This window comes from Streptomyces sp. Tu 3180 (assembly GCF_009852415.1).
Classification (GTDB): Bacteria; Actinomycetota; Actinomycetes; order Streptomycetales; family Streptomycetaceae; genus Streptomyces.
Genome location: NZ_WOXS01000002.1, coordinates 6,024,823 through 6,040,204 on the forward strand (window position 1 = coordinate 6,024,823; position 15,382 = coordinate 6,040,204).

Sequence of the window (15,382 nt, forward strand, 5' to 3'; positions counted from 1 at the left end):
AAGAACGGGAGACGGACCAGTGGCCGACAACGCGCGGGCGAAAAGGCTGGCGGACCTCATCCGAGAGGTGGTGGCCCAGAAGCTGCAGCGCGGGATCAAGGACCCGCGGCTCGGCTCGCACGTCACCATCACGGACACCCGGGTCACGGGTGACCTGCGGGAGGCGACCGTCTTCTACACCGTGTACGGGGACGACGAGGAGCGCAAGGCCGCGGCGGCCGGTCTGGAGAGCGCCAAGGGCGTCCTGCGCTCCGAGGTGGGCCGGGCGGCGGGCGTGAAGTTCACGCCGACCCTGACCTTCGTCATGGACGCCCTGCCGGACACCGCGCGCACCATCGAGGACCTCCTCGACAAGGCGCGCCAGTCCGACGCGAAGGTGCGCGAGGCGTCCGCGGGCGCCGCGTACGCCGGTGACGCCGACCCGTACCGCAAGCCGGGCGACGACGAGACGGACGACACCGCCGAATGACCCAGAAGCACACCACGCCCGACGGCCTCGTCATCGTCGACAAGCCGTCGGGCTTCACTTCGCACGACGTGGTCGCCAAGATGCGCGGCATCGCGCGCACCCGGCGCGTCGGCCACGCCGGCACCCTCGACCCGATGGCGACGGGTGTCCTCGTCCTCGGCGTCGAGAAGGCGACCAAGCTCCTCGGTCACCTGGCGCTGACCGAGAAGGAGTACCTGGGCACCGTCCGGCTCGGGCAGAACACGATCACCGACGACGCCGAGGGGGAGATCATCTCCTCCACCGACGCCTCGCGGATCACCCGGGACGCGATCGACGCCGGCATCGCCAAGCTGACCGGCGACATCATGCAGGTGCCGTCCAAGGTCAGCGCCATCAAGATCAACGGCGTGCGCTCCTACAAGCGCGCCCGGGAGGGCGAGGAGTTCGACATCCCGGCGCGGCCGGTCACCGTCTCCTCGTTCTCCGTGTACGACGTCCGGGAGGCCGTCGCCGACGACGGCACCGCCGTGCTCGACCTGGTGGTCTCCGTCGTCTGCTCCTCCGGTACGTACATCCGCGCCCTCGCCCGCGACCTGGGCGCCGACCTGGGCGTGGGCGGGCACCTGACCGCGCTGCGCCGCACCCGGGTCGGCCCGTACAAGCTGGACGCGGCCCGCACGCTCGACCAGCTCCAGCAGGAGCTGACCGTGATGCCGATCGCCGAGGCCGCCGCCGCGGCGTTCCCGCGCTGGGACATCGACGCCCGGCGGGCCCGGCTGCTCGCCAACGGCGTGCGGCTGGAGATGCCGGACGAGTACGCGGGCTCCGGTCCCGTGGCCGTCTTCGACCCCGAGGGCCGGTTCCTCGCCCTCGTCGAGCAGCAGAAGGGCAAGGCCAGGAGCCTGGCCGTCTTCGCCTGACCGGCCGTCACCGGTCCCGCCCGTGGAGCGGCGTCACGGGGATGGACATGCCGCCGCTCCACGGTCCCCCTCGGTTCCCCCATCCCTAGGGTTATCCATCCGCCCCCTCCTGTTCACCCGTACGTGCGGGCGCTCGGAGTGAACCGGGGGAGCGGAAGGGGGCGCGTTCGCCGAACGATCTGTCCCGCTGATCATCCCGGCCCTACTGTCGCAGGCAAGGGCACGGATGTACGGCAAAGGACTCGACGATGACGTCGCGGAACCGGTCCCGTCACGGGCGGGACATCCCAGACGACCCCCCGGACCTCTGCGGCCGCGCGGACCCCTCCACCCGTCCGGGACGTCCGGGACACTGCTCCCACGCGACCGTGGGACACCACCCCGCCGCCGACGTCCTGGTCCGCGTCCAGGACCTCGCCGGCCGCCCGCGCGGCACCGGCTTCGTGGCCGACCACCACGGCACGGTGATCACCAGTCACGAGGCCGTCGACGGCCTTCCCCGCCTCGTGCTGCACGCCCCGGGGGACCGCCACTGCGTCGTGACCGCCGACGCGGTGACCCCGCTGCCCGCACTCGACCTGGCCCTCGTCCGCAGCGAGGGGCTCGGCGTCGCACCGCTGCCGGTCACCGCGCGGGAGAGCGTCGAGACCGGCACCTACGTGCGGATCGCCGCAGGAGGCTGGCGCGAGGCGCGGGTGCTGGGCACGAGCGCCGTCACCTACACCGCCACCGACCGCTTCCACTCCCTCGGCGACGCCCTCGAGCTGGCGATCGGCACCGCGGGCCGCGACGCGCTGCGCCTCGGCGGCGGCGCGGCCGGCGGACCCGTGCTCGACGCCACCACCGGAGCCGTCGTCGGCGTCCTCGGCACCGCGCTCCGGTCGCAGGGCCGCGACTCCGGGTTCGCCGTGCCCCTGCCTCCCCGGGATCCCGGCGCCGCTCGAGCGGGCGGCGCCACCGGGGCGGAGGACCCGCTCGCCGAACTGCTCGCCGAGAACGCGGTGACGGTCCCCGCCTACGGCGCCGACCTCAACATCGCCGGCGCGGTGGAGCTCACGGCCGCCTCGGTGCGACGGGACGGGCCGGCGCCCGCACCCGGCGCACACACGACCGTGGAACCGGTCGAACGGGCCGCCGTCACCGCGGAGTTCGCCGCGTTCGAGCGGGGGGACGCCGCCGTGCTGGGCCTCGTCGGGCCGCCCGGCAGCGGCCGTACGACGCAGCTCGCGGAGCTCGCCGCCCGCCGCCACCGCGCCGGGCGGCCCACGCTGTGGCTGCGCGGCGCCGATCTGCACGGCGCCGACGGCTCGGTCGCGGACGCCGCCCGCCGGGCGCTGGACCGGGCCGCCCGCACCGTCGCCGCCTCCCGCATCCCCTTCCCGGCCGCCCCCGACGACCTCGGCGACACCGGCCCGGAACGCCTGGCCCGGGTCGCCCGCACGGCCGGGCGCCCCCTGCTGCTGCTCCTCGACGGCCCCGAGGAGATGCCGCCCGGCCTGGCCCACCGCCTCGCCGAGTGGACCGACGGGACGACGCGCTGGCTGCGGGCGACGGGGGCACGGCTGGTGGTGGCGTGCCGCGCGGAGTACTGGGAGGAGGCGGGGGCGAGGTTCCCGGCGGACCTGCTGCACGCCGCCGACCCCCGCCCCGACGGGCTCCCCCCGTGCGTGGGCCTGGGCGATCTCACCCCCGAGGAGGCCCGTCAGGCGCGTGCCCGCCACGGCATCCCCGAGGGCGTCCTGGCCGACGCCCGGCACCCGCTGACGCTCCGGATGCTCGCGGAGGTCCGGGCCGCCCTCGCCGACGCCGCCGACGCCGTCCCCGACGTGCCCGTGGACCGCGACACCGTGTTCTCGGCCCACCTGGACCTGATGTGCCTGCGGATCGCCGCCCGCCTCGCCGCCGGGAACGGACCGCGCGGCACCGCCGTGCGGCGGCTGGCCGCTAAGGTCTCCGGGCAGGTGCACGAGGCCGCCCGGCGCAGCCTCGGCGCCGGGCGGGGCGAGCTGGACCGGGAGACGTTCGAGGCGGTGTTCCCGCCGGGGCCCGCCCCGGACCGGCTCGGCGGCGGCACCGGCTGGGCCGCAGCCGTGCTCGCCGAGGGTCTCCTCGTCCCGGCCGGGACCGGCTACCGGTTCGCGCACGAGGAGTTCGCCGACTGGATCCACGGCGTCCACCTCGACCTCGACGAGGCCCTGCGCGCCCTGGTCCACCACCGCCGCACCCCGCCGGACCCCGACGACCTCCCCGCCCCCGTACCGCACCACCGCATCGGTCCCGTCGTCCAGGCCCTGCTGCTCCTCGCCCGCCAGCACGGCACCGGCCACCTCGCCTCGCGGCTGGCGGACCTCGTGCACGCCCTGGACGCCCACCCCGGTTCCTGGTGGGCCGTCCGGCTGCTCACCGGGAGCCTGGCGCGCGTGCCCGACGCGACGCCGTACACGGGCGTGCTGCGGATGCTGGCCGACCGGATCGTGGCGTGGCGCGAGCAGCGCCGGACGGTGCCCCGGGAGCTGGGGCCCGCCTTCTGGACCGGGCTCCCGCTGCCCCTGGAGGCGCGGTGCGCGCTGCTGCGCCGGCTCGTCCACGCCGACGGCCCGCCGTGCGAGAGCGGGCCCCGGTTCCTCGCCGCCGCCGGCCGCCTGCTCGCCGCCGACCCCGTCGCCGTGCTCCCGTACCTCGTCCGCTGGTTCGAGGACGAACGACCGCTGCCCGCCACTCCGCACGCCACCGTGGCGACGGCGGCGCAGGCACTGCTGCACACCCACCGGCGGGCGGCCCCGGACGCGCTGACGGAGGCGCTCGCCGACAGCGCGCACCGGCGGGCCGACCAACTGCTCACCGCGCTGGCCGAGGAGGAGCCCCCGGCGGTGTGCCGGGCCGTCGGCCGGTGGGCGCGGGACGAGCGGCCCGCGCGCCGGGCCGCGGCACTGACGTACGGGCTGCGCGTCGCGCCGTACGCCCGCGACGCCGGCGACCGCGCCCTGCTGCGCCATGCGGCGCTCGCCCTGCTGGCCCGCACCGACGACCGCGGTCTGCACGGCGGCGCGCTCGCCCTTCTCGTCCGCGACCCCGGCGGCAGGGACCGGCACCTCGCGCGTGCCCTGGAGCACTTCGCGGCCGGGGACCCCCGCTTCCCGCCGAGCGCGCTGACCGACGCCCTGGTAACCCACCCGGAGCCCGTGCTCGACGCCTTCCGGGCGCGGCTGGGACGGGCGGCGGACGCGGGCGAGACGTTCCGCGCCCTCGCCGACGCCACCACCCCCGGGCTGGCCCGGCCGGTCGCCGCCCTGGTGCGGGAGGCGGTGGCACGGCGGCCGGAGCTCGCGGGACACGTGGCCGCGCACGTCGACCGGCGCCTGGACCGGGACACGGCACCGGCCGCCCGCGCCGTGCTCCACCCCCTGCTCACCGGCCTGCTGGTCGGCGGCCCGGAAGCGCTGCGGGCGGCCCTCGCCGGCGTCCTCGCCGGCCCCGGGACACCGGCCTCCCACCCCCTGCGCCGCGCACTGCTGGACCTCCTGCTCATCCGCGAGACCGACCCCGGCGTCCTGGAGGCGGTGCTGCGGGCCGCCGCCCGGAACACCGGCCCCGAACTGCGCGTCCTCGTCCACCGCACCGGTCGGCTCCTGGTCCGCACACCGGAGGGCGCCGCCCGCTTCGACCACGGCCTGACCGACCTGGCCCGCCACCTCCCGGGCTTCGCCGCCGCCGTGGCCGGCTGGCTGGCGGACGCCCCACAGGAGTGGGCCGCGGTCGTGGGGCCCGGCACCCGCCGGACGATCGAGGGTCTGGCGGGCGTGGGCGTCCCCGCCTGATCCCGCACCGCGTGCACCCGGTCACAGCTCCCATGCCGATGCGGGCCCCGGGCATGCGGCATGGCACCCTTAGACCTGCGCAGGAGAAGTCCACGGACTCGGGTACGACGAGGTTTCGACAAGGAGCAGGCACAGTGCAGCGCTGGCGTGGCTTGGAGGACATCCCCCAGGACTGGGGGCGCAGCGTCGTCACCATCGGCTCCTACGACGGAGTGCACCGCGGGCACCAGTTGATCATCCGGCATGCCGTGGACCGCGCCCGCGCCCTGGGCGTCCCCGCGGTCGTCGTCACCTTCGACCCGCACCCCAGCGAGGTCGTCCGCCCCGGCAGCCACCCGCCGCTGCTCGCCCCGCACCACCGGCGCGCCGAACTCATGGCCGGCCTGGGGGTGGACGCGGTCCTGATCCTTCCCTTCACCACCGAGTTCTCCAGGCTGTCCGCGGCCGACTTCGTGGTCAAGGTCCTGGTCGACAAGCTGCACGCCAAGGCGGTCGTCGAGGGCCCCAACTTCCGCTTCGGCCACCGGGCCGCGGGCACCGTGGACTTCCTCGCCGAGCAGGGCCGGGTCTACGACTTCGAGGTCGAGGTCGTCGACCTGTACGTGACCGGCGAGGCGGGCGGCGGCGAGCCGTTCTCCTCGACACTCACCCGCCGCCTGGTCGCCGAGGGCGACGTCGGCGGCGCCGCCGAGATCCTCGGCCGCCCGCACCGCGTCGAGGGCGTGGTCGTCCGCGGCGCCCAGCGCGGCCGCGAGATGGGCTTCCCCACCGCCAACGTCGAGACCCTCCCGCACACCGCGATCCCCGCCGACGGCGTCTACGCCGGCTGGCTGCACGCCCAGGGCGAGGCCATGCCGGCCGCCGTCTCCGTCGGCACCAACCCCCAGTTCGACGGCACCGAGCGCACGGTCGAGGCCTACGCCATCGACCGCGTCGGCCTCGACCTGTACGGCCTCCACGTCGCCGTCGACTTCCTGGCCTTCGTCCGCGGTCAGGCGAAGTTCGACACGCTCGGGGCGCTGCTGGAACAGATGGCGCGGGACGTCGAGCGGTGCAGGGAACTGGTGGCCGCGGCCGAGAGGCCGTAGGGCGGCCGGACCTTCCGCTTCCGCGGCCCGGGTGGCTCTCCACCCGGGCCGCGCCGTTTCCGCCGGAAATCCTCGGGGGCCCGGCCCCGGCACGCCCTCATGCGGCCCGCGCAGACGGTGAACTGACGCCGTCTCCGCCCGTCGGCCGAGACCGCCGGCGCGCCCCCGGCCGGGACCCCGCAGCGGATTTCGCCCCCCGGACGCGAAGCGGCCCGCGCCGAGTGCGAACGGCGCGGGCCGGGAGGGGCCGGCCCCTCGGAAGGGGCCGGTCGGACGGGAGGGGCGGTGCCCCGGTCTACTGCTGCGCGGGCGGTTGCTGGCCGGGCTGGGGGTAGCCGTAGCCCGGCTGCTGCGGTGGCTGACCGGGCTGGGGCTGGCCCGGAACCTGCGGGTACGCCTGGCCCGGAACCTGCGGGTACGCCTGGCCCGGAACCTGCGGGTACCCCTGGCCGGGCTGGACCGGCGGCTGTCCCGGCTGTCCCGGGTGGGCGTACGGCTGACCGGGCTGGGGCTGGGGCTGCTGCGGGTAGGGGCCCGGCTGACCGGGGACGGGCTGCCCGGGCACCGGCGGCTGCCCCGGCCCGGGCTGTCCCGGCATCGGCTGACCCGGGAAGGGCTGACCCGGCAGCGGCGGGGCGGCGACCGGCGGAGGGTTGCCGTCGGAGGTCCACAGGCCGTGCGACTGCTGGTGGCGGACGAAGTCCTCGGCGACCATCGCCGCGAGGTTGAAGTACGCCTCCCGCACCTTCGGCCGCATCATGTCGAGATCGACCTCCGCACCGGCCGCCAGGTGCTCGTCGAACGGTACGACGATCACGCCGCGGCACCGCGTCTCGAAGTGCGCCACGATGTCCTCGACCTTGATCATCTTGCCGGTCTCGCGCACGCCGGAGATGACGGTGAGCGACCGCGAGACGAGATCCGCGTACCCGTGCGCCGACAGCCAGTCCAGTGTCGTGCTGGCGCTGCTGGCGCCGTCCACGGACGGCGTGGAGATGATGATGAGCTGGTCGGCGAGGTCCAGCACCCCGCGCATCGCGCTGTAGAGCAGACCCGTGCCGGAGTCGGTCAGGATGATCGGGTACTGCTTGCCCAGGACGTCGATGGCCCGCCGGTAGTCCTCGTCGTTGAAGGTCGTCGAGACGGCCGGGTCGACGTCGTTGGCGATGATCTCCAGACCGGAGGGCGCCTGCGAGGTGAACCGCCGGATGTCCATGTAGGAGTTGAGGTACGGGATCGCCTGGACGAGGTCACGGATGGTGGCCCCGGTCTCGCGCCGTACGCGGCGGCCGAGCGTACCGGCGTCCGGGTTGGCGTCGATCGCGAGGATCTTGTCCTGTCGCTCACTGGCGAGGGTGGCGCCGAGCGCGGTCGTCGTGGTCGTCTTGCCGACACCGCCCTTGAGGCTGATGACGGCGATGCGGTAGCAGGACAGCACCGGCGTGCGGATCAGCTCCAGCTTCCGCTGCCGCTCGGCCTCCTCCTTCTTGCCGCCCAGCTTGAACCGCGAGCCGCCGGCCGCGGGGCGGCTGCTCTTCGCCTTCTGCTTCCTGCTGTTGAGCAGTCGGTCCGACGACAGCTCCACGGCCGCGGTGTAACCGAGCGGCGCCGCTCCGGGGTTGGTCGGCTGCCGCTGGTCGTGCTGCATCGGCTGCGGCCAGGCGGCCCCGGCACGCGGATCGACCGGCTGCTGCGGGGGCTGACCGGCGTGCGGGGGCTGCGGCTGGGGGGCGAAGGCGTGCGGGGCCTGCGCGTCGGGCTGGGCCGGTGCGCCCGGCTGGGCCTGCGGCGGCACACCGGGATGCTGCGGCTGCGGCTGTCCCTGCTGCACGGGAGGCTGCTGCTGGGGGAAGCCGTAACCGGGCTGGGCCGGGGGAGTCGGAGCCGGCGCGGGACCGGCGGGCGGAAAGCCGTAACCGGGCTGCGGGGCGGGCGGCTGCGGGGCGGCGGAGCCCGGAGCCCCCGGCTGCGGGAAGCCGTATCCGGCCTGCGGGGCGGGCGCGGGCGCAGGAACGGCCTCGGGCTGCTGTGCGGGCGGCTGCTGGGCTGCCGGGTGAGGGGCGCCGGGGGCGGGAAGCCGTATCCGGCCTGTGCGGGCACCTGGGGCGGCGGTGTCTGTCCACCCGGTGTGTTCCAGGCGGCGGGTGCGGGCTGCGGCGCCTGCGGCTGGAACGGCGGCTGCTGGGCGGGGACGACCGGCCGGCCCTGGGCCGGGTCCGCCGGCTGCGGCTGCGCGGGCACGTGGGCGTCCGTCGGCCGGGCCGGTGCCTGCTGCGGCTGCGCGGGCCACTGGCTCGCGGGCGCCGGGGCGGCGGGGGACGCGGGCGGTACCGGGGGCACTCCCTGCGGCGCCGGGGGCGTCCAGGCGGGCGGGGCGTCGGGCGCGGCCGCCGGGACGGCGTCCTGGGGCGGGCTGTCCCGGGGAGCCTCGGCGGGAGCCGCGCCGGAGGGCACGGCGTCCTCCACCCGCACGGCGTCCTCGGGCTCGACGACCGCCGCCGGTGCGTCCTCCGCCGGTGCGTCCTGCGTGGGCACGGCGTCCTCGGGCTCGGTCGCCGGACCCGCCGACGCGGGGGCCTCCTCCACGTCGGTCACGGAGGGCTCGGCGTCCCCGTCCTCCCCGGTCCCGGCCTCCTCGGCGACTCCTCCGTCCTCGGAGGAGGGGGCGCCGCTGAGACGGTCCCCGCCGGACGCTTCGAGGGCTTCGGACGCGCCGGACGCGCCGGACGCGCCGGACGCGCCGGACGCGCCGGACGCGTCAGAGGTGTCAGGGGTGTCAGGGGTGTCGAGGGTCTCGGACGCGTCGGGGGACCCGGCCCCGCCGGCACCCTCTTCCGGGTCGTCCGCGCCCTGGGCGTCCACCGCACCGGCCGGGACGTCCGCGTCACCGGACTCGTCCCGGACGTCCTCGTCGTCGGCGGCGACCGGCGCGGACGGCGCCTCCGCCGCGGCCTCCCGCTCCTCGATCTCCCGCTTCAGCGCGGCGGCGGAGAACCGAAGGGTGGCACCGCTCTCGAGGTTCCCGTTGCCGGGTTCCTCCTCCCCCTTCTCCTCGGCCGCGGAACTCGCCGGAGCCACCGGGGAGTCCGGGGACGCGGCAGCCGACCACTGCGACCGGAACCCGCCGACCGGCATGTTCGGCACGGCCGAAGGGGAGGCAGGGTCCGGATCCGCCGCTGACAGGGGCGGAGGCGAGGGCTCCGGCGCCTCGTCGTGCTCCTCCCGGGGCCGCTGCGGCTCGAACCCGCTCCCCACCGGAAGCCTGGGCACGGCCACCGGCCCCCCGACGGGCGGTGCGGGTGGGGTGAAGGGCGCCCCCGGCACGGGTGCGGGAGGCGTGAAGGGAGCACCGGGAGCGGGCGCGGGCGGCGTGAAAGGCGCCCCCGGGGCCGGTGCCGGAACGGAGGAGGGCCCGGCGGCACCCACCGCGTGCGGCGGCGGAGTCAGCCCGGGCAGGGGCGGAACGGGCCCCGGGGAGGCCGGTGGAGCGGCCGGTGGCGAGGCCGGAGCCGAAGAGGGGGAAGGAGAAGAAGCGGAAGGAGACGAGGAGTCGGAAGAGGCCGACGCGGCGGTCGAGGAGGACCCCCCCGACCCCGAACTCCCCGAAGCGTTCTGCGTGTACCAGGCCGGCGGCGCGTAGTCGATGGTGAACTCGCCCGTCGTCTCGAGGGCGGACTCCGCGTCGGGCTGGTCATCGCCGGGTGTCGCCCAGCCCCCGCGCGTCCCGTCCCGATCGCTGCTCACAGTTCCTCCTGGTGTGGTCGAGCACCCTCGTGCCGTGCTGGGGCGACCATTTCTCGTCGTCCGACGTGTCCGAAAAGGAAACGAAGTCGTCCGAACCGGCCCTCCCCGTAGGACGCCGATGCCCGGTACCGGGTTCTGGCGTCGCGCCGGGTACCAGCCTAATCACCAGTGGCCCCGCCCCGTCAGCCCCGCCCGCTCCTCACTGTTCGCCGCCCGTCCCCGCGCAACGCGGTCAAGAGCCGTACCAGTTCACAACCCAAGGGGCGAAATCGCTCAATGCCCGCGCAACGGTCAACGGATGCGCCGGTCGATCCGCCGGACGTGGGAAATCCGCCAACCGGCCCCGGAGTCCCGCGGGTTGACGGACAGGCCGCGGAACGACGGCCGACGGCCGACGGCCGGCCGGCGGGCGGACCGGCGGCAGACGGACGGGCGGCACGCACGCGTACCGCCCGTCCCCGAATCCCCGCACCACACGACGGACGCGGCGCGCGGCGGCACCCGCCGCGCGCCGCGTCCCCCGTCACTCGGAGGCCGGAACCGCCCCTTCGCCGGCCGGCGCCGGCTCCAGGTCGAACTCCCCGTCCCGCGCGCCCAGCACGAAGGCCCGCCACTCCGCCTCCGTGTACCGCAGCACGGTGTCCGGGTCGAGGGAGGAGCGCATGGCCACGGCGCCGCCGGGCAGACGGGCGATCTCGACCCGCTCCTCGTGCTCCTCGGTGCCCGGCGCGCTGTGCCACTCCACGCCGGAGATGTCGAGGGCGTAGAGCTCGTTCTTCTCCCGCTCCTTGCGCGCCTTGATCTCCTCAGCCGTCTCCGCCATACCGCAGCGACCCCTTCCCGACGTACCAACGGTCCGAGCGCTCACCCTAGTGGCCTCCTGCGTCCGGCCCGGGCGGTTCGACGGACCGGGGGGAAACCGCCCGCCACCGCCTGGTACCCTGAGTGACGGCCGTTTGTGTACGCACCCCCGGAGCGCTCGTTCTGGAGGCCGCGCTCAGCGGATCCCCGCCTTCCGAGTCACGGAAGATCCCCCGAGACGAAGACCGGGGGCACTCGGTGGCCATGTATTCAGACCATGAGGAGTACGCGTGTCGCTCGACGCCGCCACGAAGAAGCAGATCATCTCCGAGTTCGGTACCAAGGAGGGTGACACCGGCTCCCCCGAGGTCCAGGTCGCTCTGCTCTCCCGTCGGATCTCCGACCTGACGGAGCACCTCAAGACCCACAAGCACGACCACCACTCCCGCCGCGGTCTGCTGATCCTGGTCGGTCAGCGCCGCCGGCTGCTGCAGTACCTCGCCAAGAAGGACATCCAGCGCTTCCGTGCGCTGGTCGACCGCCTCGGCATCCGCCGCGGTGCGGCGGGCGCCAAGTAAGACGCCGTGGAGGGAGCGGTTCCCGGGACAAGGGGACCGCTCCCTTTGCTGTACGTGCGGAGTGTCACCGCGCCTTTGTAGTGTGGTAGCACAACGCAAAAGACACGACTCAGTGTGATGACCGGTGCCTCATCGGGTACGCGACCATCACGGACGTCACCGCCGACGCCGTCCAGGCGTCACGACGCACGAAGGAGAAGCGCACCTCGCCGCCGCCGGTCCTCGGTAGTGGCCCCCGGGAGAATGAACCCGGGTGCTTCGATCGAAGACCGGCCCGCACCAGTGGAGCGCTTCTCCGTCACCGTCCCCCCGCCACACGGGCGAGGCGGGACCAAAGACGACAAGTAACGGAGAAAACGCTAGTGGAGAACGAGACCCACTACGCCGAGGCCGTCATCGACAACGGCTCCTTCGGCACCCGCACCATCCGCTTCGAGACCGGCCGCCTCGCCAGGCAGGCGGCGGGTTCCGCCGTGGCCTACCTGGACGACGACACCATGGTGCTGTCGGCGACCACCGCCTCCAAGAACCCCAAGGACCAGCTCGACTTCTTCCCGCTCACGGTGGACGTCGAGGAGCGGATGTACGCGGCCGGCAAGATCCCCGGCTCCTTCTTCCGCCGCGAGGGCCGGCCCTCCGAGGACGCGATCCTCACCTGCCGCCTCATCGACCGCCCGCTGCGCCCGTCCTTCAAGAAGGGCCTGCGCAACGAGATCCAGGTCGTCGCCACGATCATGGCGCTCAACCCCGACCACCTGTACGACGTCGTGGCGATCAACGCCGCCTCCGCGTCCACGCAGCTGGCCGGCCTGCCCTTCTCCGGCCCGATCGGCGGCGTCCGCGTCGCGCTGATCAACGGCCAGTGGGTGGCGTTCCCGACGCACACCGAGCTCGAGGACGCCGTCTTCGACATGGTCGTCGCGGGCCGCACCCTGGAGGACGGCGACGTCGCGATCATGATGGTCGAGGCCGAGGCCACCGAGAAGACCGTCAAGCTGGTCGAGGGCGGCGCCGAGGCGCCCACCGAGGAGGTCGTCGCCGCCGGTCTGGAGGCCGCGAAGCCCTTCATCAAGGTGCTCTGCCGGGCCCAGGCCGACCTCGCCGCGAAGGCCGCCAAGCCGACCGCCGAGTTCCCGATCTTCCTGGACTACCAGGACGACGTCCTCGAGGCGCTGACCGCCGCCGTCAAGCCCGAGCTCGCCCAGGCGCTCACCATCGCCGGCAAGCAGGAGCGCGAGGCCGAGCTGGACCGCGTCAAGGCCCTCGCCGCCGAGAAGCTCCTGCCGGAGTTCGAGGGCCGCGAGAAGGAGATCTCCGCCGCGTACCGCTCGCTGACCAAGACCCTGGTCCGCGAGCGCGTCATCAAGGAGAAGAAGCGCATCGACGGCCGCGGTGTCACCGACATCCGCACCCTGGCCGCCGAGGTCGAGGCCATCCCGCGGGTGCACGGCTCGGCGCTGTTCGAGCGTGGCGAGACCCAGATCCTGGGCGTCACCACCCTCAACATGCTCCGCATGGAGCAGCAGCTGGACACCCTCTCCCCGGTGACCCGCAAGCGCTACATGCACAACTACAACTTCCCGCCGTACTCCACCGGTGAGACCGGCCGCGTCGGCTCCCCGAAGCGCCGCGAGATCGGCCACGGCGCCCTCGCCGAGCGCGCCCTGATCCCGGTCCTGCCGACGCGCGAGGAGTTCCCCTACGCGATCCGTCAGGTGTCCGAGGCCCTCGGCTCCAACGGCTCGACGTCCATGGGCTCGGTCTGCGCCTCCACCATGTCGCTGCTGAACGCCGGTGTGCCGCTGAAGGCCCCGGTCGCCGGTATCGCCATGGGCCTGATCTCCCAGGAGATCGAGGGCGAGACGCACTACGTCACCCTCACCGACATCCTCGGTGCGGAGGACGCCTTCGGCGACATGGACTTCAAGGTCGCCGGCACCAAGGAGTTCGTGACCGCCCTCCAGCTCGACACCAAGCTGGACGGCATCCCGGCCTCCGTCCTGGCCGCCGCCCTGAAGCAGGCCCGTGACGCCCGCCTCCACATCCTCGACGTGATGATGGAAGCGATCGACACGCCGGACGAGATGTCCCCCAACGCGCCGCGGATCATCACCGTGAAGATCCCGGTCGACAAGATCGGCGAGGTCATCGGCCCCAAGGGCAAGATGATCAACCAGATCCAGGAGGACACCGGCGCCGAGATCACCATCGAGGACGACGGCACCATCTACATCGGTGCCGCCGACGGCCCGTCCGCCGAGGCCGCCCGCACCACGATCAACGGCATCGCCAACCCGACGATGCCCGAGGTCGGCGAGCGCTACCTGGGCACGGTCGTGAAGACGACGACGTTCGGCGCCTTCGTCTCCCTCCTCCCCGGCAAGGACGGCCTGCTGCACATCTCGCAGATCCGCAAGCTGGCCGGCGGCAAGCGCGTGGAGAACGTCGAGGACGTCCTCGGCGTGGGCCAGAAGGTCCAGGTCGAGATCGCCGAGATCGACTCCCGCGGCAAGCTCTCCCTCGTCCCGGTGATCGAGGGCGAGGAAGACTCCTCCGACGAGAAGAAGGACGACGCCGACCAGTGACGTCCCGTGGCTCCAAGGCGACGGCCCGCACCTCCCCGGAGGCGCGGGCCGTCGCCCGTACCCAAACCCTGATCAAGGGCGAGAACGGCATCGGCACCGTTCGCAAGACCACCCTCCCCGGGGGCCTGCGCATCGTCACCGAGACCCTGCCCTCGGTCCGCTCGGCGACCTTCGGCATCTGGGCGCACGTCGGCTCCCGCGACGAGACCCCGGCCCTGAACGGCGCCACCCACTACCTGGAGCACCTGCTCTTCAAGGGCACCGCCCGCAGGTCTGCCCTGGACATCTCCTCCGCCATCGACGCCGTCGGCGGCGAGATGAACGCGTTCACGGCCAAGGAGTACACGTGCTACTACGCGCGGGTGCTCGACACGGACCTGCCGCTCGCCATCGACGTGGTCTGCGACATGCTCACCGGCTCGGTGATCCGCGAGGAGGACGTCGACGTCGAGCGCGGCGCCATCCTCGAAGAGATCGCGATGACCGAGGACGACCCGGGCGACTGCGTGCACGACCTGTTCGCGCGCACCATGTTCGGCGACAACCCCCTCGGCCGCCCGGTCCTCGGCACGGTCGACACGGTCAACGCCCTCACCGCCGACCGCATCCGCCGCTTCTACAGGAAGCACTACGACCCCACCCACCTCGTGGTCGCCTGCGCCGGCAACGTCGACCACGGCAAGGTCGTGCGCCAGGTCCGCGCCGCCTTCGAGAAGGCCGGTGCCCTCAAGGACCCCGACGCCCAGCCGATCGCCCCGCGCGGCGGCCTGCGCACCCTGCGCACCGCGGGCCGCGTCGAACTCGTCGACCGCAGGACGGAACAGGCGCACGTCGTCCTCGGCATGCCGGGCGTGGCCCGCACCGACGAGCGGCGCTGGGCCCTCGGCGTGCTGAACACCGCCCTCGGCGGTGGCATGTCCTCCCGCCTGTTCCAGGAGGTCCGGGAGAAGCGGGGCCTCGCCTACAGCGTGTACTCCTACACCTCCGGCTTCGCCGACTGCGGCCTGTTCGGTGTGTACGCGGGCTGCAGGCCGTCGCAGGTCCACGACGTGCTGAAGATCTGCCGCGACGAACTCGACCACGTGGCCGAGCACGGACTCCCCGACGACGAGATGGAGCGCGCCATCGGCCAGCTCCAGGGCTCCACGGTCCTCGGCCTCGAGGACACCGGCGCGCTGATGAACCGTATCGGCAAGAGCGAACTGTGCTGGGGCGAGCAGATGTCGGTCGACGACATGCTGGCCCGGATAGCCTCGGTCACACCGGACGACGTCCGCTCGGTCGCCCGCGAGGTCCTGGGACGGCGGCCCTCCCTGTCGGTCATCGGCCCGCTCAAGGACAAGCAGGCGTCCCGGCTGCACGACGCCGTCGCCTGACCCACCCCCGTAAGGAAGCAA

The 15,382-nt window shown here is 74.1% G+C and carries 8 protein-coding genes and 1 pseudogene; 7 read left to right on the top strand and 2 right to left on the bottom strand.

Annotated features, from left to right (window positions below; all coding sequences use genetic code 11):
- The first annotated feature begins 19 nt into the window (after nt 1–19).
- The 4 genes from rbfA (at nt 20) to GL259_RS28050 (ending at nt 6,277) form a co-directional block, all read left to right on the top strand.
- Nucleotides 20–469, top strand: a complete 450-nt coding sequence (gene rbfA, locus GL259_RS28035) for a 30S ribosome-binding factor RbfA (protein ID WP_159536076.1) — start codon at nt 20–22, stop codon at nt 467–469.
- Nucleotides 466–1,371: a tRNA pseudouridine(55) synthase TruB gene (truB, locus tag GL259_RS28040; protein ID WP_159536077.1), complete on the top strand. Its 906-nt coding sequence runs from the start codon at nt 466–468 to the stop codon at nt 1,369–1,371. The genes rbfA and truB overlap by 4 nt, the downstream gene beginning before the upstream one ends.
- 368 nt (nt 1,372–1,739) lie before the next feature.
- The gene (locus GL259_RS28045; protein ID WP_243762395.1) at nt 1,740–5,189 is read left to right on the top strand and encodes a trypsin-like peptidase domain-containing protein; all 3,450 of its coding nucleotides are present in this window, start codon (nt 1,740–1,742) and stop codon (nt 5,187–5,189) included.
- A 134-nt stretch (nt 5,190–5,323) separates the two neighbouring features.
- Nucleotides 5,324–6,277, top strand: coding sequence for a bifunctional riboflavin kinase/FAD synthetase (locus GL259_RS28050; RefSeq protein WP_159536079.1), 954 nt, complete (start codon nt 5,324–5,326; stop codon nt 6,275–6,277).
- Between the two features lie 295 nt (nt 6,278–6,572).
- Here GL259_RS28050 and GL259_RS28055 read toward each other — a convergent pair.
- Together GL259_RS28055 and GL259_RS28060 are read right to left on the bottom strand one after the other, a co-directional pair.
- Nucleotides 6,573–10,021: pseudogene (locus tag GL259_RS28055) on the bottom strand (SCO5717 family growth-regulating ATPase).
- Between the two features lie 523 nt (nt 10,022–10,544).
- Nucleotides 10,545–10,844 carry a DUF397 domain-containing protein gene (locus GL259_RS28060; RefSeq protein ID WP_159536080.1) on the bottom strand — a complete coding sequence of 100 codons (300 nt, stop codon included), beginning with the start codon at nt 10,842–10,844 and terminating at the stop codon, nt 10,545–10,547.
- A gap of 268 nt (nt 10,845–11,112) precedes the next feature.
- Between GL259_RS28060 and rpsO the strand changes: the two genes are divergently transcribed.
- The 3 genes from rpsO to GL259_RS28075 all read left to right on the top strand — a co-directional run bounded on the left by rpsO (nt 11,113) and on the right by GL259_RS28075 (nt 15,361).
- Entirely contained in the window at nt 11,113–11,400 is a 288-nt protein-coding gene (gene rpsO / locus GL259_RS28065; RefSeq protein ID WP_004982702.1) for a 30S ribosomal protein S15, read from the top strand.
- Between the two features lie 362 nt (nt 11,401–11,762).
- Nucleotides 11,763–13,985: a polyribonucleotide nucleotidyltransferase gene (locus GL259_RS28070; protein ID WP_159536081.1), complete on the top strand. Its 2,223-nt coding sequence runs from the start codon at nt 11,763–11,765 to the stop codon at nt 13,983–13,985.
- Nucleotides 13,982–15,361 (top strand): pitrilysin family protein, encoded by a 1,380-nt coding sequence (locus tag GL259_RS28075; protein ID WP_159536082.1) that lies wholly within the window; start codon nt 13,982–13,984, stop codon nt 15,359–15,361. The genes GL259_RS28070 and GL259_RS28075 overlap by 4 nt, the downstream gene beginning before the upstream one ends.
- Nucleotides 15,362–15,382 lie beyond the last annotated feature (21 nt).

What these genes read in the sequence shown, in the direction of transcription:
- truB (WP_159536077.1), top strand. Translation starts at nt 466, where the DNA reads ATGACCCAGAAGCACACCACGCCCGACGGCCTCGTCATCGTCGACAAG.
- GL259_RS28060 (WP_159536080.1), bottom strand. Translation starts at nt 10,844, where the DNA reads ATGGCGGAGACGGCTGAGGAGATCAAGGCGCGCAAGGAGCGGGAGAAG.